Source organism: Candidatus Accumulibacter sp. ACC007 (assembly GCF_907163205.1).
Taxonomy (GTDB): domain Bacteria; phylum Pseudomonadota; class Gammaproteobacteria; order Burkholderiales; family Rhodocyclaceae; genus Accumulibacter; species Accumulibacter regalis.
Genome location: NZ_CAJQUD010000003.1, coordinates 19,147 through 40,304 on the forward strand (window position 1 = coordinate 19,147; position 21,158 = coordinate 40,304).

Consider the following 21,158-nt stretch of genomic DNA (forward strand, 5'->3'; position numbering starts at 1 on the left):
AAGCGCGTCCGAAACGCACGGACGCGGCGTGATGGCCCGAAACGGCGCGGGAAGCTACTTCGCCGGTTCGAGTGCGGTGACCGTCAAGGCGTCGCCGACGTTCTCCGCGGTGAAGCTCACTTTCTCGCCCGCCTTGACCTGATCGAGCATCGCCGGGTCACTGACACGGAAGGCCATGGTCATCGGCGGCATCCCGAGATTGGCCAGCGGACCATGCTTGATGGTGATCTTGCCAGCGGCCTTGTCAACTTTCTTCACCGTGCCTTCGGAAGCTGCTGCCTTGACGCTAGCGGCGCTGCTGCCCGCCGGATGGTGGGAGTCGTGCTCGCTGGCGGCAAGCACCGGATTGGCAACGAGCAGGGCAAGCAGGGAAACGGCGGGGAACAAAGATTTCATGGCGGATCCTGTTGGTAGATGGGGAGGGCGATAGGCTCCGGGTTTGAGTCTCGCAACGAAGGCTTTTTCTTGCAACAACATGTCACAAGCGCTGCACCAACGGTGGCCAAGGCCGCAGATGATGCCTGCTCCACCCGGTCAGAAAGCTGACGTAAAGATTACATTCCCGTAATGCTGTTCGGCCATCGAGCGGCGGGCCGGCCGCGACACTCCATGAGCCACGGTCGGCGACCTTCGCCCGACACGCGAAGCTGCCCCGGACAGGCTCAGGATGCGGTAGCGAAAATCTAACGATGTACGTCCGGTTACAGTTCGTGCCTATCGGTCGCCCGACAAAGTCCCTAATATTGCGCGCACTCAACAGAGTGTTGTGGCTAGCCGGGAAGGTTCCGGAAAACGAGACAGAGATACCGATTTTGCACCGAGTCGCAGGGCTCGGCGGCTCGACGAGGCAGGACATCAATGAAAAAAATACTGTTGTGGATAGTGCTTCTGGCAGCCATTGGCGTGCAGGCCGCCTCGCCCGACCTGACGACGACGGTCGTCCCGCCCTTGAAGCCCCTCTCCGAACAACCGAAGGCGGCACGCCTGGCGGCAGAATTGCTCACCCGGCACCACTACAAGCCCGTCCCCCTGGATGACGCACTGTCGGCGAAGATCTTTGATCGTTACCTGGAATTGCTCGACGGGGAGAAGCGCTTCTTTGTGCAACACGACATCGATCGGCTCGAGGCTGCACGCACCGGTTTCGATGACGCCATCTACAGCGAGTACCTCGGCCTTCCCTTTGCCATTTTCAACCTCTACACGCAACGCGTCGTCGAGCGCTTCACCTACGCACGCAGCCTGCTCAAGGACGGTTTCGATTTTCGCCAGCAGGACCGTTATCAATACAATCGAGAAAAGGCAGCCTGGGCGAAATCCGAACCGGAAATTCGCGAGTTGTGGCGTACGCGGGTCAAGAACGACTGGTTGCGACTCAAGCTGGCCGGCAAAGACGACAAGACTATTGTCGAAACGCTCAACAACCGCTATGAAAATTCCCTGCAGCGAGTTGCCCGGACCAAGAGTGAGGACGCCTTCGAGCTGTTCATGAATGCCTACGCCACGGCCATCGAGCCGCATACCAACTACATGGGGTCAAGGGCGGCGGAGGAGTTCGAGATTTCAATGCGCCTCTCGCTCGTCGGGATCGGAGCCGTGCTGACCCAGAAAGACGATTACACGCTCATTCGCGAACTGGTGCCAGGCGGCCCCGCCCAACTCTCCGAGCAATTGAAGCCCGGCGATCGCATCATGGGCGTTGGTCAGGGCAAGAACGGAGCCATAGCCGATATCCTGGGCTGGCGCCTGGACGACACCGTGGCGAAAATTCGCGGTGAACCGGACACTATTGTGCTGCTCGACATACTGCCCGTCGATGCCGGCCCTGACGGCAAGCACAAGCGAGTCTCGCTGACGCGGAAGAAAATAACGCTGGACCGGCAAGCGGCGAAGAAGTCGCTCATCTCTGTGGCGGAGGGCAAGATGACACGCCGCATCGGGGTGATATCCCTCCCCGCGTTCTATGCCGATTTTGAGGCGCAAGGCAGAGGTGACCCCGCCTTCAAGAGCGCGAGCCGCGATGTCTCCCGGCTGCTGGATGAATTGAAGGCCGACAAGGTCGACGGCGTGGTGATGGATTTGCGCAATAACGGCGGCGGCTCCCTGTCCGAAGCGATCCAGCTCACCGGCCTGTTTATCGGCGCGGGGCCGGTGGTACAACAGCGCAACGCTCAGGGCAGCGTCACCGTGGCCAAGTCTGCCAATGCCACCGCTGCATGGGACGGGCCGTTGGCTGTCCTCATCAACCGGAGTTCGGCATCCGCTTCGGAGATCTTTGCCGCGGCGATTCAGGACTATGGCCGTGGCCTGGTGATTGGCGAGCGCAGTTTCGGAAAGGGTACCGTGCAGACGATGATCAATCTCGATCAACTCGTCAAAAACGAGACCCCGTCCCTTGGCGACTTGAAAATGACCATTGCCCAGTTCTTCCGTGTCAATGGAGGCACCACGCAACTCAGGGGCGTAGAGCCGGACATCAACTTCCCCTCGTTTGCCGACGAGGAGAACTCCGGGGAGTCGAGCTTTGACAACGCGCTCCCCTGGGCAGGCGTCCAGGCTGCGGACTATTCACCCCAGGGCAATACGAAAGCGCTCCTGCCCACCCTGCAAAAGCGTCACGAAACCCGGGTCAAGTCGGTTCAGGACTTCCAGTTCCTGAAGGAGGATGTGGCCGAAGTGAACCGCTTGCGCAAGAAAACTTCAATCTCCCTGAACGAAGTGGAAAGGCGCCGGGAACGTGCGGACCAGGAGGCCAAACTTGCCTTGCGGAAAAAATTGCGGGACGCCGGCGAGAAAGTCGATAGCAAGAACACGCCGCCAGCGCAGGACGATGGCCTGCAGGCGGACGAACGTGATCTCAGCAATGAACTGGCGGCAGAAACAGCGCGGAAAAACGCGAAAGATATCCTGCTCGAAGAGGCCGCCCATATTCTCAGCGATCAGGTCGGCTTGCTCAAGCGCGAAACCAGAGTGGCTGTGCGCAACAAGCCGGCTGCGTCGACGATTCCCGGCCAACCAGCGCCGGGCCGGTCTGAGCACGCACCCGCGAAGCAACCCGGTGCGTAAGCAAGCCTATTTCACCCCAAACTGCGCTCTATCGTCCAGCCAGGGCATTTCCGGTGCGCGCGAACCTCATGCGTAGTAACTCGCCACGTAGTCCTCAAACCGCCCCTGCGGCAGTGCTTCCAATCGCTGTTGCTCGGCCAGTGAGGCTTGCACGCTGTCCTCGAACCTTGCCAGAGTAGCCGCGTCGAGTGGCTGGGCGAGCAGGCTCTCGTGGTGCTTTTGGGACTGCTGCATGGCGTATTTGAAGTAGCCCTTGTGCTCCCTCGCGGCCGCCAGCACCTGGGCCGACGGCGTGCTCTCCGGGTGATCAATGCGCGTGCGCAGGCTGGCCAGCGTCGTGCTGTAGTGATTGCCCGCGTATGCCGCATCCAGCATCTGGGCAAAAGGCTGCATGTCGTCGAACAGGGCGTGGGCGATCGGTCGGAACGCTTGTTTGCGGTTGTGCACCAGCAGGTTCAGGTCGGGCTGGCGGCCCCGGTTGACGATACGCGCCAGGTTTTCATCGTTCTCGCCCTGCTCGCGAGCCGTAATCGGCGGACTCTGACGAAAGAGGCACATCAGCAACAGGATGTCGGCAAAGGTCGCTTGCTCGGGGGCAATACCGACGTCCACGAACGGGTTCAGGTCAAACAGGCGCACCTCCAGATATTCGACGCCGTACTTCTTCAGGGCCAGCGCCGGACGCTCGCCCGCCTTGCCGACACGCTTGGGCCGGATGCCGGCATAGAATTCGTTCTCGATTTGCAGCAGGTTCGCGTTGAGCTGCTTCCAGTGCTCGCCGTCGCGCACGCCCAGTTCCTCGTAGAACGGATCAGGGGTGCGAATCGCAACCTCCAGTGCCTGGATATACTCGGCGAGTGAATTGAAACTGACGTGCAGCTGATCCTGCGCCCGGTTCTGGTAGCCCAGGTCGCTCATGCGCAGGCTGGTCGCGTAGGGGCGGAACAGGGTCCCTGGAACGAGTTCCTGGAGGTCTGAACTGCGGCCTTGCAGGAATGACTGACAGATCGCTGGCGAGGCACCGAACAGGTAGGGAATCAACCAGCCAAAGCGCAGAAAATTGCGAATCAATCCGAAATAGCGCTCGCTGACAAAGTCCTGCCTGCTGCCGCTTACCGAGCAGCAGCCTTCCAGGATCGCCCAGAACTCGTCGGGCAGCGACCAGTTGTAGTGGGCCCCGGCAATCGCCTGCATGTGGCGCCCATAGCGAAGGCCCAGGCCTTCGCGGTAGGCAGCCTTCATCCTGGCGGAGTTGGACGTCCCGTAGTTGGCAATGGCAATGGTCCTGTCGTCACCGACGACGCAGGGCATCGAGCCGGCCCACATGGTTTCTTCCTGCAGTTGCCGGGCCGCGAAACGGTGGATATCGCGCAGGAAGTCCAACGGAAACGCCGGGTCCTGTGACGGAGGGGTGATGAACTCCAGCAGCGCCTCGGCGTAGTCGGTGGTAATCCACGGGTGGGTGAGTTTGGAGCCGAGCGTCAGGGGGTGAGGCGTCTGGGCCAGATGGCCGCTGGCGTCCACGCGCAAGCATTCGCGCTCGTAGCCGCGCGTGATACCGCGCAGGACCTGCGCGCAATCGGCAGAGAAAAAGTGCCGGATTTCATCGCAACATGTGAACTTCAGCATAAGGCAAGATAGAGCAGGACGGCGTGGCTGTCCAATGCACCGCTGCCGCCAGCGTCGGCCGCTTCGCTGAACGGGGCAAGCTGCATCAGGTTTGGGTTCGGGTGGTCGTGGAACCGCAGCATGGTTTCTTCCTTTTTTTGGACAAGCTGGACAAGCGTCTCACACGGCACTTTCACGCGCCAGTTTGCCATACCAGGGCCAGGCGCCGAAGGCAGCACGGGTCAGCCGACACCAGGCAGCGTCAGCAGCAGCTTCTTGATCGGCGCCGGCAAAGCCGCGGCGGCGACCGCATCGACGGGCAGCCATTCCAGCGAGGCTTGATTTGCCTGCTGGCCGAGAACCTCGACCTGGCACCGCAGCACCTGCATGGTCAAGCGGAAATGGGTGAAGCTGTGCTCGATTGGCGCCAGTGCGCGGGTGGTCAGCAGCCGACAGCCGTGACGCTCGGCAAAAACCTCGGCACCGTCGGCGCTGGCTTCAGGCAGGCTCAGCAACCCCCCCCATACTCCGACAGGCGGCCGCCGTTCTAGCAACACGCGCCGACCGTCGGTGAGCAGCAACATACTGCTCAACCGCTGCGCTGGCGCGCGTTTCGTACGCCGCCTCGGCAGCTCGGCCTGCCGGCCGTCGCGGCAAGCAAGACAGATCTCGTGCAGCGGACAGACATCGCAACGCGGCTGGTGGCGGGTGCACACGGTCGCCCCGAGGTCCATCATGCCCTGGCTGTAGCTCTCGATGCCGCTGCCCGGCAACAGCGCTTCGGCGAGCGCCCACATACGGCGTTCCTCCTGCGAGGCGGTGGCCGCCGCCTCGGCAGCAAAACAGCGCGCCAGCACGCGTTTGACATTGCCGTCGAGGATCGCCGCCCGGCTGCCAAAGGCGAAAACGCTGATCGCCGCGGCAGTCGAGCGGCCAACCCCCGGCAAGCGCGCGTTTTCGTCGGGATCTGCCGACAGCCTGCCTGCGCCAGCGGCGACGGCTTGTGCGCAACGATGGAGATGACGCGCGCGCGCATAGTAGCCGAGCCCCGACCACAGTTCGAGGACGCGCTCAAGCGGCGCACCGGCGAGGGCCTCCAGTGTCGGGAAACAGGCCAGGAAACGCGCGTAGTAGGGAAGCACCGTCTGCACCTGCGTTTGCTGCAGCATGGTTTCAGAGAGCCAGATCCGGTACGGGTCCCGCGTTTGCTGCCAGGGCAGATCGTGGCGGCCGCTCGCTGCCTGCCAGGCGATGACGCGGCTGGCGAAACCGCGCTGCGCGCAATTGCCAGCGTCAGCCATGTGCCACCTGTGGCAGAGCGCGCATGGATTCGCCCGCCGCACGCGTGGCTGGCAGCGCCAGGCTGCGTTCCCGGTTGACGCGAAGATGGGCGGCAGCGATCAACATGAAGCTCCTCACAGAAAGCAAGCAATTCTCCCCCCTTTTGCGGTTTCTTGCCGCGTGCAGGGACTCCGGCCTGTCGAACGCTGCCCCACAGTTACCAATGACAAGCTATTAAGTTCAGCACACACGATGCCGTAGAACTTTGTTATGCGCCAACGCCAGAATAATGTCGACACAGAAACGCCACACGAGGATAATCCCGCCTTTGGTATTATTGCCGGCGCCAGACAAGTGGGCGAGCGCAACAACCATAATCGCGAGAGTGTCAAATCTAGCGATGCCATTACCGCCAATGCCAAGTGTTTATTGGCCATAGAGGACCTCACGAATCTTCCTGCCGACTCCATATATCAGCATGCCTCGAGCACGCATCAGGAGCGCCTGATGTCCCGGCGCCTCCCCTCACAGGCATGTCCCACGTCCGCTGCAGCGCTTGCCGAGCCACCGTGCGAGACTTGTGACACGGGCCGCGCACTGGCTTCCCGAGATCTTGTCTACCGTGACTTCCGCGACGCACTGGGTAGCTTCGCGACCGGGGTTACCGTACTTACGGCCGTGGACCAGGAGGGACAGCCAATGGGCGTGACCATCAGCTCGTTCAACTCGGTTTCGCTCGACCCCCCACTGATTATCTGGAGCCTGTCGGCTCACTCGCCGCGGCTTGAGGCGTTCCGTCGCGCAAGCTTCTACGCGGTAAACGTGCTCACCGCCAGTCAGCAGGGTATCTCGGACTGCTTTGCCGCGACAGACAATAGCGATCGTTTCGAAGGGGTGGCGACCAGCCGCGGAATCGGCGGCATACCGCTCATCGAAGGCTGCTCGGCGTGGTTCGAATGCGCCAACGAAGTGCAATACCCGGGCGGTGACCATCTCGTCTTCCTTGGCCGCGTGCAACGATTTGCCCGCGGCGAGGCCAACGAGCCACTGATCTTTCATGGCGGCTGCTATCGCCAGCTGCGTGCAACTGCACAGGAATCACGGTGAACAACGGACTGCAATCCCCGGCCGCGGGGGTCGGCGCCCAACGCGGCTGCCGGTGCCGGCGTCCCTGGCAGGGCAACGCGACCGGCAGACTATTCGCCTGCGCGATTTCCTCTATTGCCGGTCCACCGACCGACAAGGAGAAACCACGGGTTCGTGAGATTCTCCCTTGACGGGTGGCTTACTGCCTGTTTCAATTGCTTTTTTTATTTTTCATAAGATATTTTACCCCAGGAGACCAGTATGGCGACTTACAGAGAATTATTGGAGCAACGCGATTCCTTGGAGCAGCAGATCGCCGAAGCGCGTCGCTCGGAAGTGGCAGCGGCTATCGCCCAGGCCAAGCAGCTGATTGCCGAATATGGTTTGACGGCGGCCGATTGCGGCTTCAGGGGTCTCGGCGCCCTGGCCGGCAAAACGCGGACAACCGTCGCCGTAAAGTATCGCGGTCCGAACGGTGAAGGCTGGTCCGGGCGCGGCAAGGCGCCGAACTGGCTGACCAGCCTTGAAGCCCACGGTCGGCACCGGGACGAGTTCCTCGTTTCCCGCTAGAGGGGCGTGCTCAGCGCAGCCTGGCTGCGGTACTCCACCCCCGTTAGGGGAAGGAGTTGCCAACCGGCAGGCTGCGCCGCCCCGCTCGCGAATTCCCGCGGCAAGCGAAAATCACCAGGGCCGGCAGATCGCGCAGGAAGAACGCCAATAGCGCTGCCGGAGAATCTTCGGCGATGGCGGCCCTGCGTGATTGGGAAAGCTCGCCGCAAGCGGCACGATTATCCTGGCACAGCGCGTTGCTGCTCGCTCGAAGCGCGCAGCAACGCGCATCCATGAGAGGACGAGAATGAATATCCTGGTAACGGGAGGTAGCGGCTATATCGGCTCGCACGCCTGCGTCGCACTGCTGGCCGCCGGCCACGCCGTGACCGTCGTCGACGACCTCTCGAACAGTCGACCCGAGGTCCTCGACCGCGTTGCCCGGATCGCTGGCCAGCGGCCGGTCTTTTTCGAAGGCGATGTCCGCGATCGTGCGCTCCTGCGAAGGGTCTTTGCCGCGTCGCCGATCGATGCGGTCATCCATTTCGCCGGCCTGAAAGCGGTCGGAGAATCGGTCGCGCAACCCTTGCGTTACTACGACTGCAACGTCGGCGGCGCGATTATTCTCTGCGAAGTGATGGCCGAAAGTGCCGTAAAGACATTGATCTTCAGTTCGTCGGCGACCGTCTATGGCGACCCGGCTTCGGTCCCCATCCGGGAAGATTTCCCGCGCTCGGCGACCAATCCCTACGGCGCCAGCAAGCTGATGATCGAAGACATCCTGGCCGACCTGGCGCAGGCCGACCCGGAATGGCGAATCGCCCGCCTGCGCTATTTCAATCCCGTCGGTGCGCACGCCAGCGGCCTGATCGGCGAGGAACCGAATGGCGTTCCGAACAACCTGTTACCTTACGTGGCGCAGGTGGCGGCAGGAAAACGCCAGCAACTGAGCGTTTTCGGCAACGACTATCCGACGCCCGACGGCACCGGCGTCCGTGACTATATCCACGTCATGGATCTCGTCGAAGGCCATCTCGCAGCGCTCGACTACCTGCTCGACAAGGGCGGCCTGCTGACGGTCAATCTGGGCACCGGTTGCGGCTATTCGGTTCTGGACATGGTGCGTGCCTTCGAAACCGCCAGTGGTTGCCCGGTACCCTACGCACTGGTGCCGCGGCGGCCTGGCGACATTGCCGCCTGCTACGCCGACCCGGCGCTCGCCGAAGCGCTGCTCGGATGGCAGGCACAGCGCGGCATCGAAGAGATGTGCAGCGATGCCTGGCGCTGGCAGCAGAACTGCGCAAGCACCTGAACGGCAATCATGGCGACTTACGCGATCGGCGACATTCAGGGCTGCTTCGACTCCTTGCAGCAGTTACTGGAAAAGTGCCGCTTCGACCCTGCCAGCGACCGAGTCTGGTTCGTCGGCGACCTGGTCAACCGTGGCCCGCGCTCGTTGGAAACCTTGCGCTTCGTGCGTGACCTTGGCGCGGCCGCGATCACCGTGCTCGGCAATCACGACCTCTACCTGTTGATGGCCGCGGCGGGCTTCGACCGGCGCAGCAAGGGCGATACGCTCGACGACATCCTCGACGCGCCCGACTGCGAGGAATTGATGGGCTGGCTGCGTCATCGCCCGCTGTGCCACCGCGAGCGCGAGTTTTGCCTCGTGCATGCCGGACTGCTTCCACAGTGGACGGTGGACCGCGCTCGCCAGCTGGCCGCCGAGGTCGAGGCGGTGCTGACCGGCCCCACCTATCTCGACTTCATGGCCAACATGTGGGGCAGCGAACCGGCGGCGTGGAGTGACGACCTTGAAGGCTGGCCACGCTTGCGGGTAATCGTCAATGCCATGACCCGCATGCGCTTTTGCTCGCCCGACGGCGCCATGGACTTCAAGACCAAGGGCGAGCTCAACAGCGCCCCGCCCGAGCTGGTGCCGTGGTTCGAACTTCCCAACCGACGCAGCGCCGCTGACGTGCTGGTCACCGGGCATTGGTCGGCGCTGGGGCTGAAAATCGAGCCCAATCTGCTGGCCCTCGATTCGGGTTGCCTCTGGGGCCGCCACCTGACCGCCGTTCGCCTCGAGGACCGCGAGATCTTCCAGATCAACTGCGCGCTTTGCGAGGCTCCCAGCTGAGCTGAGCCGATCCTCGCCGCGCCCGGGGAAAACGAGCCCGTGCTCTCACCGCTCTCACCGCTCTCCCGTGACCATCGCCGCCAGCCAGCGGCTGCCTGCTAGAATTCCGCGAGAACTTGCTTCGGGAGGGAGCCATGCAGAGCGCAGGACGAGCGGGAGACCCGCGCGGAGAAGGCTGGCAACAAGGCTGCAAACAAGGCGGACAAACGTCGCTGCTGGCCATTGTCGCAGCCGTGATCCTGGCCCTTGCCGGCCTGCTGGCCATCGGCCATTTACCCAGCAACGATCAGCATGAGGCGGCGACGGCGGGCGTCGCCTTCGAGGTGGTCGACGGCGCGCATCGGGAACTCGACGGCTCACCGGCGCTGGCGCTCTCGTTCAGCCTGCCCCTCGACAGCCGGAGCAACTACGACAAGTTCGTCCAGGTACTGGAAATGCCGGCCGTGGCCAAGGCCACCCGCGCGAGCAGCGACGGCAGCCCCGACGACAGTGCGGCCGACGCCGAGGACGACAAGCCGCCTGCACCTAGCCGCAGCAGCCGTTCGCCGCAGGACACCGTGCTCGAAGGCGGCAAGCCGGTTGCCGGCGCCTGGGTCGTCGGCGAGAATCCACACCTGCTGTTCTTCCCGCGCATCAAGCCCCAGGTGCGCTACGTGGTGCGCGTCCAGCCCGGCCTGACGGCCAGGAACGGCAGCAAGCTCGCGCAGGAATCCCGCTTCTCGATCACCAGCGCAGCCGTTCCGCCTGCTTTCTACTTCGCCAGCCGCGGCATGGTTTTGCCGGCGACGCAGAACGGCGGCCTGCCGGTGACGACAGTCAATGTGCCGGAGGTGGACATACAGTTCCTCAGGGTCAACCCCGATCAGCTGACCCGCTTTCTCGAAAAAGTCGTCGCCCGCGGCCCGACAACGAGCAAGCAACCGAATGGCGACGGCGACGATGGCGACGATGGCGGCGGCGACCCCTATTACAACCGCGGCACCCGCCTCAAGGGAGCGGTCAGCGACTGGGATCTCGATCAGCTGCACGAGCTGACGACCAGCGCCTTCATCGGCCGCTTTCTGACCGAACAGCAGCCCGATCGGCGCCGGGTAACCTTCATCCCGGTCGAGAGCATCCCGGCGTTACGCGAGCCCGGGGTCTACGTGGCGGTGATGTCGCAGCCGAATCGTTTCCGCGGCGACTACCAGACGACCTACTTCTACGTCAGCGATCTTGGCCTGCACCTGCGCCAGTACGCCGCTGGCAGCGCGGACGCCTACATCAGCTCGCTGACCGACGGCAAGGCGCGCTCGGGCGTCGAGGTCAGCTGGGTCGACAAGCACGGCAAGACCCTGGCACGCGGTGAGAGCAACGGCGACGGCCGCGTCAGCTTTGCCGAGAAACCGGCGGGCGCACGCGTGCTGATGGCCAGGAAAGGCGAGCAGATGTCGCTGATCACGCTGCGCGAAGCGGCGCTCGACCTCGCCGAGTTCGATATCGCCGGCATGCCCTACGTGCCGCTGCGCCTCTTTGCCTACAGCGGTCGCAACCTTTATCGGCCGGGCGAGCACTTTGCCGTCTCGGTGATGGCCCGCGATGCCGACGGCCACCCCGTACCGCCGCAGCCGATCCAGGCGACTCTTCGCCGTCCCGACGGCAGGGCGCAGTGGACGGCCAGCTGGCAACCCGATCCGGCGTTCGCTGGCTACTACCAGCGGGCCATCGAACTTCCGGTCGACGCCGCCACCGGCTCGTGGCAACTCGAACTGCGCGCCGACCCGGCGGCCAGAATGGCCAGCACGAGCATGGCTTTCGCCGTCGAGGAATTCCTGCCTGAACGGATGAAGCTCGAACTGAGCACCGCCAGCGAGCGCCTGAGCAGGACCTCGTCGACCTGGCCGGTCGACGTCAGCGGGCGTTACCTGTACGGCGCGGCGGCAGCCGGCAACAGCCTGATCGGGGTGGTGACCAGCGAGCGCAACCGCAACCCGCTGGCGCAAAAGCTTCCCGGCTTCGTCTTCGGTGACGCCGACGAGGAGAGCGTCAAGTCACGCAGCGAACTGCCGGCAACGACCCTCGACGACAAGGGCCAGGCAGCCATCGACGTCGCCCTGGAGGCGGTCGTCGAGCGGCGCTCGCCGTTCACCGTGCGCGCGACGCTGAGCCTGCTCGAAAGCGGCGGCCGGCCGGTGGTACGCAGCCTCGAACGCGTCTTCTGGCCGGCGCCGGTACTGGTCGGCCTACGCCCGATGTTCGTCGGCGACTACGCACGCGAAAATGCGCCGGCCGAATTCGAGGTCGTTCGCGCCACTGCCGACGCCGCCCTGCACCCCGGCACGGCACTGCCAGTACGGCTTTTCCGCGAGGATCGTCAATACTACTGGCGCTTCGACGACCAGCGTGGCTGGCATTCCGGATTCACCGAGGGCAACGAGCTGGTCGCCACGACACAGGTCTCGGTGCCTGCGGGCGGCCGCGGCAGGCTCAGCCTGCCGGTGAGCTACGGCCGCTACCGGGTCGAAGTCTTCGACCCGGAAACCGGCCAGACGACACGCTTCCGCTTCTACGCCGGCTGGTCGGCCAAGGACGACGAAACGCAGGGCGTACGCCCCGACCGGGTGGTGCTCAAGCTCGACAAGCCAGCCTACAAGGCCGGCGACACGGCGCGCCTGACGATCACCCCGCCGCACGCCGGCGAAGCGCTGGTCACGGTCGAGGGCGAACGCGGACTGTGGGCGCGTCGGCTGTCCATCGGCGCCGACGGAAGGAGCATCGACATCCCCATCGACAAGGCCTGGCAAAGGCACGACCTTTACCTCGCGGTGATGGTCCTGCGTCCCGGCGGCAAGGACGAAAAGGTGACCCCTGCGCGGGCGCTGGGCCTGGTCCACCTGCCCCTCGAACGGAGCAATCGCAAGCTGGCGGTGAGCCTGGAAGCGGCGCAGAAAATCGAACCCGAGCAGCCGCTGAAGGTGAAGGTCAGCGTTCCCGAGGCCAAGGGGCGGAAGACGCTGCTGACGCTTTCGGCAGTCGATACCGGCATCCTCAACATCACCCGTTTCGCGAGCCCCGACCCCTTCGCTTTCTTCTTTACCAAGCTGCGCTACGGCGCCGACGCCTACGACGTCTACGGCCGGGTGATCGAGAAGATGGCCGGCGACCAGGGCAAGCTCAAGTTCGGCGGCGACGCCGGGCCGCAGCCGACGCGCAGCATGCCGAAGAAAGTGCGCCTGGTCGACCTCTTCAGCGGACCGGTGATGCTCGACGAAAACGGCCAGGCCGAGGTCTCGCTGGCTGTCCCCGACTTCAACGGCAGCCTGCGGCTGATGGCCGTCGCCGCCAGCGGCGAGCGCTTCGGCTGGCAGGAAGCCGAGGTCACCGTCGCCGCACCCCTGATCGTCGAATTGGCGACGCCACGCTTTCTCGCGGCCGGCGACAGCGCCGTGCTGGCGCTCGATGTGCAGAATCTGGCCGGCAGCGCACAGCAGATCAGCGTCGCGGTCAGCAACGCCGACGGCCTGCAGATCAAGGATGGCGAACAACGGTTCCGGCTGCAGGATCAGCAAAAGCGTACCCTGCGCATCCCGATCGCGGCCGGCAGCGCGCTCGGCCTGACCGAGATACGGGTGCGCGTCGACAGCCCGCGCGTCAGGATCGATCGCCGCTTCGCGCTGCAGGTGCAGGCACCAAGCCCACGCCAGTCGGTACTCAGACGACTGAGCATCGCTCCCGGCGAAAGCGTCGAAGTCCGCGATGCCGAGTTGGGCGGCTTCCTGCGCGACAGCGTCGCGGCGACGCTGGTGGTCTCGAACCAGACACCGATCGATGTGCGCAGTGCCGTGCAGGGTTTGTTGCACTACCCCTACGGCTGCGCCGAGCAGACGACCAGCAGCGCCTATCCGCACGTCTTCATCGACCAGACGGCGGCACAGAAATTCGGGCTCAAGCCCTTCACACAGGCGCAGCGCGCCGAGATGCTCGACAAGGCGATCGCCCGCTTGGCCGGCATGCAGGCACCCAACGGCGCCTTCAGCCTGTGGGGAAATCTCTCCGAATACCAGTACTGGCTATCGGCCTACGTCAGCAACTTCCTGATCGATGCGCGCGAACAGGGCTTCAACGTCCCGCCCGCAGTCGAGAAGCGCGCCCTCGAATTTCTCCTCAAGGGGCTGCAGGAAGGCGTCGCCGGCTTGCCGACAGGCGCCGTCACGTACAACGAGAACTCGGTCTGGAACGACCACCGCTATGCCGGATCAGGTCGTTTCGCGGTGCTCGCCTACGGCGCCTACGTGCTCGCGCGCCAGGGCAAGGCACCGCTGTCGACGCTGCGCCAGCTGGCGGAGTCGCAGGCTGCCGCACCGTCCGGGCTGGCGCTGGTTCATCTTGGCCTGGCGCTCAAGTTGATGGGCGACGAAGCACGCGCCAACGAGGCCATCGCAGCCGGGCTGATCAAGCGACGAGCAGGCCCGCTGCACGCCTGGTGGGGTGACTATGGCAGCAACCTGCGCGACTGGGCGCTGATCGAGGTGCTGCTCGACAAGCACCAGCTGACGCCGGCCGGGCGTGCGAACCTGGTCAGTCAGGTGGCTGCGGAAATGGTCGGCAGACGCTACTACAGCACGCAGGAGAAACTGGCACTGTTCCTCCTCGGACGAAGTTTCGCCACCGACACCGCCAGGGAGTGGCGTGGCGAATGGCTGTCGGCAGGAAAAGCGCAGGCCATCGGCGGCCAGGGCACACAGTACCTGCCCCTGTCGCCCGAGCAGCTGGCGGCGGGAGTGACGGTCAGGAACGCCGGCAGCGAACGCCTGTTCGCCGAGCTCAACCTTGCCGGCAACCCGGCGGGCGTGCCTGCCGAGCGCCGCGATGACTTCGATCTTAAACGCGACTGGTTCACCGCTGAAGGCAAGCCGCTCGGCGATCGCCCGCTGCGCGTTGGTGAAACGGCGATCGTTCGCCTGCGGGTGAAAAGCGCCGGCCGCTACGCCAACGGTCTGGTCGTCGACTACATCCCGGCGGGCGTCGAAATCGAAAACGCCAACCTCGTTCAGGGCGAGCAGTCGGTGGTCACCATCGACGGCGTCGATCCACGGCAGGCGATGCAGAACAGCAACATCCAGCACGTCGAGTTCCGCGACGACCGTTTCGTCGTTGCCGCCAGGCTCGCCGGCGAGATGCAATTCTTCTACCGCGTGCGCGTGGTTACTCCGGGGCGCTTCGTCGTGCCGCCAAGCTACGCCGAAGACATGTACCAGCCGCAGGTCTACGGGCTGGCCGGTGGCCAGCAGACCATGCTGATCGGCGACGGCAGCGAAGAAGAAAAGGCTGCCCCCGGCAAATGACGCGCTCGCGCTGGGTGGAGCTGGCGCTTGCCGCGGCCCTGAGTCTCCTGCTGTTGGCCGACCAGCTCTGGCCGCCGCCCCTGCCAGTGCGGTCGGCGCCACAGGCGCAGCTGGTCGTCGCCCGTGACGGAACCCCCTTGCGCGCCTTTCCCGACGGCGCACACATCTGGCGCCACCCGATTGGCATCGAAGACGTCTCGCCGCGCTACATCGAAGCGCTGGTCGCCTACGAGGACCGCAGCTTCTGGTGGCATCCCGGCGTCAATCCCTGGGCGCTGCTGCGCGCTGGCTGGCAATGGGTGCGCCATGGCGAGGTCGTCTCGGGCGGTTCGACGCTGAGCATGCAGGTCGCGCGCCTGCTCGAACCGACGCCGCGTAGCGTGGGCGGAAAACTGCGTCAGATCGTGCGCGCGCTGCAGCTCGAACTACACCTGTCGAAGCGCGAGATTCTCGAAATCTACCTGACTTTTGCGCCGATGGGCGGCGTCGTCGAAGGCGTCGAGGCAGCCAGCCGCGCGTACCTCGGCAAACCCGCGCAACGGCTGACCGCCTCCGAAGCGGCATTGCTGACCGTGCTGCCGCAAGCGCCTTCGCGGCTGCGGCCAGACCGCTACCCCGAACGCGCCCGACAGGCACGCGACAAGATCCTCGATCGCCTGCAATCCCGCTGGGGCGCGGCGGCCATTGCCGACGCCCGCCAGGAAGCGGTGATTGCCCAGACGATCCGCGAACCGCTGCTGGCGCCGCTGCTCGCCGAGCGCCTGCGGCGGCTGCGGCCGCACGCCGCGCGCATCGACAGCACCATCGACGCCAGCATGCAGCAGTCGCTCGAATACCTGCTGGCGGCGAGGCTGCCGCGGCTGCCGCCACGCGTCTCGATGGCGGCGCTGGTGGTCGACAACCAGATGCTCGAAGTGCTCGCCTACGCCGGATCGGCCGATTTCACCGACAACGCGCGCTTTGCGCACGTGGACATGGTGCAGGCGGCACGCTCGCCGGGTTCGACCCTGAAGCCCTTCCTCTACGGCCTGGCACTCGACGAAGGCCTGATCCATTCCGAGTCGCTGCTCGCCGACGTGCCGCAGTCTTTTTCCGGTTACCAGCCGGGCAACTTCCAGGCCAATTTCAGCGGCGCGGTCAGCGTCTCAGAAGCCTTGCAGAAGTCGCTCAACGTGCCTGCAGTAGAAGTGCTCGAGCGGCTTGGTCCGCAGCGCTTTGTCTCGCTGCTGCGCCGCGGCGGCCTGAAACTCGAGCTGCCGCGTGGCGCCGAGGCCAATCTCAGCGTCATCCTGGGCGGCACGGCGGTGAACCTGGAAGGCCTGGTCGGCGCCTATACGGCGCTGGCGCGCGCCGGCGTCGGCGGCCGGCCGCGCTATTTCCCCGATGCGCCGATCGAGGAAGCACGCATGCTCAGCGAAGGTGCCGCCTTCATCATCCGCGACGTCCTCGAATCCGGCGGCCCGGTCGCACGGCAGGTCAACGACGGCGTCGGCATACGCCGCGGCATCGCCTGGAAAACCGGCACCAGCTTCGGTTTCCGTGACGCCTGGGCAGTCGGCGTCAGCGACCGCTTCACCGTCGGCGTCTGGATCGGCCGGCCGGACGGTACGCCGAACCCCGGCTTCTTCGGTGCCAACATCGCCGCGCCACTGCTGGTCGACGTCTTTGCAGTCATCGACGACTCGCCGCCGGCAACACGGACACCGCCGGCAAGCGTCTCCGCCACCCGCATCTGCTGGCCGCTCGGCACGCGCAGCGCGACGACGCCGGCCGAGCTCTGCCAACAGGAACGAACGGCCTGGATTCTCAACGACGCCGCGCCGCCGACCTTCGCCGACCGACTGCGCGCTGGCGGCGCACGCTATACCGACTACCGCGACAGCGTCAGCGGACTGCGCGTCCGTGCCGCCTGTGCCGCTGGCGAGATGACCGCAGTGGACATGGCGCGCTGGCCAGCCGCCCTCGAACCCTGGCTCGACGTGGCGACGCGGGAACGCGCGCTGCCGCCCGACTGGGCGCCGGCCTGCGTCGGCGCGCGTTCGCCGGAAGGTGGCCTGCACATCGTCGGCGTCAGCGACGGTGCGACGATCCGCCGCGCCGGCAACGGCCCGGCTCCCGAGCTGCGTCTTGAAGCACGCGGCGGCCAGGACGAGCTGATCTGGCTATTGAACGGGCGCCAGATCGGCCGCGTGGCGGCAGGTCGTGCCCTGCAGCAGCGCTTCAGCGATGCCGGACGCTACCAGATCACGGTCATGGACGACGCCGGTCGCTACGACCGGGTCGAGATCAGCGTGCGCTGAAAACAAGCAAGCCATCTGCTCAGCGCGTAGCAATCTGGACGAAGCCGGCGCGCGTGCCGAGTTCGCCGGCGTTGCCTTCGTTGCAAAAAACCGCGTCGACACGGGCCATCGATGGCCCGCGGTGGGCCCAGACAAGCAGCGCATCGACCGCCTCGAGGGGGCCGCTGACCAGCGCTTCGACGCTGCCATCGCGGCGGTTGCGTACCCAGCCGGTCAGCCCGAGTTTCGCGGCTTCGGCGGCTAGCGACCAGCGGTAGCCAACCCCCTGGACGCGGCCATGGATACGCAGGTTTCGGCAAACTGCTTCACCCATCAGGCTAGGAGCTTCCGTCGGACGATGGCCGTCCCTGCAGCCACTCGGGAAGTTCCCGATCGCCGGCATTTTCAATGATGTATTGACGGATCAGTTTCCTGACCACCTGGGACGGCGTCAGATCGTGAGCCGTGCAGATTTCTTCGAAGATTCGCTTCTTGACAGGGTCGACGAGAATGGTCAGGCGTGCGGTTCGGTTTTCCATATCGGCACATTTCATGTGATTTGAATTGTCGTTCAAATGGTAATAGAAGCGCATATAATTGGTGCTTGATGCACACGATAACAGAAAATCTTGTTGATGCGGTTTGCTCCGGCCAAGGCTGCAACAACCGTATTCGCGCACCCCGCTTTTCGCCCCTTCCGAACGCGTTTTCTGGAACTCCGGACGCTATGTTGTTCCCTATCCGTGGTGGTCGAGACGCGCTGACTTCCCACGCATGCGAAACCATTTCCCGCGAACCAGGCGACGCAAGCGCGGCCAGCGAAAATCTGCGGTGCGCCAGTTGCCACTGATCACCACGGGCGTTTTCCTTGATCCGACCAGCTGGGTGCATCTGGACTGGGTCCTGCTGGTTGTTGCTGCGTGGCTGCTGATTGGCGTCGCCGGGGTATTCGCCTTGCACCGCCTGGCCCTGGTGGCCAGAGTGCTGTTTCCTGCCGGCGGGGCCTTCGGCCTGCTCTTGTTCGGCGTCGCTCTGAGCGCGATCGTCAGCTCGCCGGAGGTAGCGGTGTTGCCCTTCGGGCTGCCAGGTCTGCCCTTCCATTTTCGCCTCGACAGCCTGTCTGCGTTCTTCCTGATGATCATCGGAGGCGTTGCGGCCGGTGTGTCCGCATTTGCGGCCGGCTACTTCCGCAAGGGCGAAGGCACGCCGCCAGGCTTGTTGGCGCTCGAATACCACATCTTTCTGGCCAGCATGGTCCTTGTCGTTCTCGCTGACGACGCCTACGCCTTCATGGTGATGTGGGAAACGATGGCCCTGTCGTCATTCTTCCTGGTCACCGCCAACCACCGCATCGCCGAGATCCAGCGAGCAGGCTACCTCTACCTGCTGATCGCGCATGTCGGCGCTCTCGGCATCCTGTTGTGCTTCGGCATCCTGCAGGCGGATACCGGCGACTACACTTTTGCCAACATGCGCTCGCAGGAGATTTTGCCCAACCGGGCGTCGATCGCTTTCCTCCTGGCACTGTTCGGTTTCGGCGCCAAGGCGGGCATCGTACCGCTGCACGTCTGGCTTCCCGAGGCCCATCCGGCTGCGCCGTCGCCCGTCTCCGCGCTGATGAGCGGGGTCATGTTGAAGACGGCCATCTACGGTTTGCTGCGGATCATTTTCGATCTGCTCGGCACGCCCGTGTGGTGGTGGAGCCTGGTGCTGCTGGCGTTCGGCCTGGCGACCGCGCTGTTCGGTGTCGTCTTCGCGGCAGTGCAGGTCGATATGAAACGCCTGCTGGCCTATTCATCGATCGAGAACATTGGTTTGCTGTTCACCGGCATCGGCCTGGCGGTGTTGTTCTCGACCCAGGGCATGCCTGTGATGGCGGCATTGGCGTTGACCGCCGTGCTCTACCATGTGGCCAGCCATGCCTTCTTCAAAGCGCTGCTCTTTATCGGCACCGGCGCGGTCCTGCACGCCACCCTCGAACGCAATCTCGGCAAGCTCGGTGGTTTGATCCGCAGCATGCCCTGGGTGGCCTGGGCCATGCTGATTGGTGTTCTGGCCAGCGCCGGCTTGCCGCCCTTTGGCGGCTTTGTCTCCGAGTGGCTGCTGCTGCAGAGCTTCCTGTTCTCGCCGGATTTGCCGAGTTCATTCCTCAACATGCTGATTCCCGTGGTCGCCGCCCTGATCGCACTGGTCGCCGCGCTCGCCGGCTATACGATGGTCAAGTTCTTCGGCGTCATTTTCCTCGGCCAGCCACGCGAGGAGAAGCTGGCGCAGGCGCATGATGCCGGCCGCTGGGAGCGTGCCGGCATGGCCTGGCTGGTCGCCGGATGCATTGCGCTCGGACTGTTTCCGGTGCAGTTCATAGCCCTCATCGATCCGGTGACGCAGTTGCTGGTCGGCTCTGGCCTTGCCAAGACGGTCGGCAGCAGCGGCTGGCTGCTGGCGCCGGTGGCGATCGAGCGCGCGAGCTACGGGCCGGCGATCTTCCTGCTCGGCGTCGCTGCAAGCTTCGCGCTCGCCTTCCTGCTGGTACGCCTCTTCTATCACGGCCGCGTGCGGCGCGCGGCGCCCTGGGACTGCGGCTTCCCCTGGCAGAACGCGCGCATGCAGGATACCGCCGAAGGTTTCGGACAACCGATTCGGCAAATCTTCGAACCCTTCTTCCGCTGGGAGCGCGAGCTGCCGACGGCTTTCGATGCCGAGCCGCGCTATCGCGTCAGTGTCACCGACCCCTTCTGGCATTGGCTTTACCTGCCGCTGGCTGCCGCCGTCGAGCGTCTGGCACGGCTCATCGGTCTCTTGCAGCAGGGACGGATTGCGGTCTACCTGCTGTACAGCTTCGTAACCCTGATCACCGTGCTGCTGGTGGTCGAGCTATGACCTGGCTCGGCGCCTTCTCGCAACTGCTGGAGATCGTCCTGGCGCTGCTTCTGGCGCCCTTGCTCAGCGGCTGGATCAATCAATGGCGCGCCTGGCTGCAGAACCGCTCGGCACCCGGCTTGCTGCAGCCGTACCGCACGCTGCACAAACTGTTCAACAAGGAGTCGGTGCTTGCCGAGCACGCTTCGCCCCTGTTTCGCGGCGCTCCGTACATCGTTTTCGGCTGCATGGCACTGGCCTGCGCAATCGTCCCAACGCTATCGACCGACCTGCCTCTTTCGCCGGCAGCAGACGCGATTGCCCTGGTCGGCCTGCTCGGAGTGGCGCGGGTATTCATTTCGCTGGCGGCCATGGATGTCGGCACTTCTTTCGGCACGCTGGGGGCGCGGCGTGAAATGCTGATCGGCTTTCTCGCCGAACCGGCGCTGCTGATGGTCCTGTTCTCGGCATCGCTGATCTCGAACTCGACCTCGCTGACGACCATCGTCGAGACGCTGGCGCATCGCGAGCTGGCCATCTATCCGAGTCTCGCTTTCGCCGGCGTCGCCTTCACCATGGTGTCGCTGGCCGAAAACGCCCGCGTGCCGGTGGACAACCCGGCGACGCACCTCGAACTGACGATGATTCACGAAGCGTTGATCCTCGAGTATTCGGGCCGTCATCTGGCGCTGCTCGAATGGGCCGCGAGCCTGAAGCTCTTTGCCTATTCGTGCATCGGGCTGGCGCTGTTCTTCCCCTGGGGCGTCGCCGAGGCGCAGGCACCGCTGGCGCTGCTGCTGGCGATGCCGGCGCTGCTCCTGAAACTGGCGATCGGCGGCGCCCTGCTGGCGTTACTCGAGACGCTCAGCGCCAAGATGCGCATCTTCCGCGCTCCGGAATTCCTCGCCACCGCGTTCCTGCTGGCCGTGATCGGCATGTTGGTCCACATCCTGGTACGACCGTGAG

The 21,158-nt window shown here is 64.6% G+C and carries 15 protein-coding genes; 9 read left to right on the forward strand and 6 right to left on the reverse strand.

Annotation, left to right across the window (positions count from 1 at the left end):
- Positions 1 to 54: 54 nt before the first annotated feature.
- A complete protein-coding gene (locus QZ634_RS10815) occupies positions 55 to 396 on the reverse strand; it encodes a copper-binding protein (protein WP_291988247.1) in 342 nt (113 codons plus the stop codon).
- Between the two features lie 462 nt (positions 397 to 858).
- On the opposite strand from QZ634_RS10815, the gene QZ634_RS10820 reads away from it, so the two are divergent.
- Positions 859 to 3,066 (forward strand): carboxy terminal-processing peptidase, encoded by a 2,208-nt coding sequence (locus QZ634_RS10820; RefSeq protein ID WP_291988249.1) that lies wholly within the window; start codon positions 859 to 861, stop codon positions 3,064 to 3,066.
- Between the two features lie 66 nt (positions 3,067 to 3,132).
- Here QZ634_RS10820 and gshA read toward each other — a convergent pair whose 3' ends face one another.
- The 3 genes from gshA to mutY are packed head-to-tail and all read right to left on the reverse strand — an operon-like array spanning position 3,133 to position 5,975.
- Positions 3,133 to 4,695: a glutamate--cysteine ligase gene (gene gshA / locus QZ634_RS10825; protein WP_291988251.1), complete on the reverse strand. Its 1,563-nt coding sequence runs from the start codon at positions 4,693 to 4,695 to the stop codon at positions 3,133 to 3,135.
- Positions 4,689 to 4,886, reverse strand: coding sequence for a hypothetical protein (locus tag QZ634_RS10830; protein WP_291988252.1), 198 nt, complete (start codon positions 4,884 to 4,886; stop codon positions 4,689 to 4,691). The genes gshA and QZ634_RS10830 overlap by 7 nt, the downstream gene beginning before the upstream one ends.
- Before the next feature lie 30 nt (positions 4,887 to 4,916).
- Positions 4,917 to 5,975, reverse strand: a complete 1,059-nt coding sequence (gene mutY, locus QZ634_RS10835; protein WP_291988254.1) for an A/G-specific adenine glycosylase — start codon at positions 5,973 to 5,975, stop codon at positions 4,917 to 4,919.
- A 250-nt stretch (positions 5,976 to 6,225) separates the two neighbouring features.
- Between mutY and QZ634_RS10840 the strand changes: the two genes are divergently transcribed.
- The 6 genes from QZ634_RS10840 to pbpC all read left to right on the forward strand — a co-directional run bounded on the left by QZ634_RS10840 (position 6,226) and on the right by pbpC (position 17,354).
- Positions 6,226 to 7,062, forward strand: coding sequence for a flavin reductase family protein (locus tag QZ634_RS10840; protein ID WP_291988256.1), 837 nt, complete (start codon positions 6,226 to 6,228; stop codon positions 7,060 to 7,062).
- 240 nt (positions 7,063 to 7,302) lie between these two features.
- The gene (locus tag QZ634_RS10845) at positions 7,303 to 7,611 is read left to right on the forward strand and encodes an H-NS histone family protein (RefSeq protein ID WP_291988259.1); all 309 of its coding nucleotides are present in this window, start codon (positions 7,303 to 7,305) and stop codon (positions 7,609 to 7,611) included.
- A 286-nt stretch (positions 7,612 to 7,897) separates the two neighbouring features.
- Entirely contained in the window at positions 7,898 to 8,902 is a 1,005-nt protein-coding gene (gene galE, locus QZ634_RS10850; protein WP_291988261.1) for a UDP-glucose 4-epimerase GalE, read from the forward strand.
- A gap of 9 nt (positions 8,903 to 8,911) precedes the next feature.
- Positions 8,912 to 9,730, forward strand: a complete 819-nt coding sequence (locus QZ634_RS10855) for a symmetrical bis(5'-nucleosyl)-tetraphosphatase (protein ID WP_291988264.1) — start codon at positions 8,912 to 8,914, stop codon at positions 9,728 to 9,730.
- Positions 9,731 to 9,864: 134 nt separating this feature from the next.
- Positions 9,865 to 15,054 (forward strand): alpha-2-macroglobulin, encoded by a 5,190-nt coding sequence (locus QZ634_RS10860; RefSeq protein WP_291988266.1) that lies wholly within the window; start codon positions 9,865 to 9,867, stop codon positions 15,052 to 15,054.
- On the forward strand, positions 15,051 to 17,354 hold the full coding sequence (gene pbpC / locus QZ634_RS10865) for a penicillin-binding protein 1C (protein ID WP_291988268.1): 2,304 nt from the start codon (positions 15,051 to 15,053) through the stop codon (positions 17,352 to 17,354). The genes QZ634_RS10860 and pbpC overlap by 4 nt, the downstream gene beginning before the upstream one ends.
- Positions 17,355 to 17,373: 19 nt before the next feature.
- On the opposite strand, the gene QZ634_RS10870 is transcribed toward pbpC, so the two are convergent.
- Both QZ634_RS10870 and QZ634_RS10875 read right to left on the reverse strand, forming a co-directional pair.
- Entirely contained in the window at positions 17,374 to 17,667 is a 294-nt protein-coding gene (locus QZ634_RS10870; RefSeq protein WP_291988270.1) for an acylphosphatase, read from the reverse strand.
- 4 nt (positions 17,668 to 17,671) lie between these two features.
- On the reverse strand, positions 17,672 to 17,872 hold the full coding sequence (locus QZ634_RS10875; protein ID WP_291988272.1) for a CopG family transcriptional regulator: 201 nt from the start codon (positions 17,870 to 17,872) through the stop codon (positions 17,672 to 17,674).
- A 301-nt stretch (positions 17,873 to 18,173) separates the two neighbouring features.
- On the opposite strand from QZ634_RS10875, the gene hyfB reads away from it, so the two are divergent.
- Together hyfB and QZ634_RS10885 are read left to right on the forward strand one after the other, a co-directional pair.
- Positions 18,174 to 20,213 carry a hydrogenase 4 subunit B gene (gene hyfB / locus QZ634_RS10880; RefSeq protein WP_291988274.1) on the forward strand — a complete coding sequence of 680 codons (2,040 nt, stop codon included), beginning with the start codon at positions 18,174 to 18,176 and terminating at the stop codon, positions 20,211 to 20,213.
- Complete coding sequence (locus tag QZ634_RS10885; RefSeq protein ID WP_291988276.1) at positions 20,210 to 21,157, forward strand: NADH-quinone oxidoreductase subunit H; 948 nt, start codon at positions 20,210 to 20,212, stop codon at positions 21,155 to 21,157. The genes hyfB and QZ634_RS10885 overlap by 4 nt, the downstream gene beginning before the upstream one ends.
- Position 21,158: the final 1 nt, after the last annotated feature.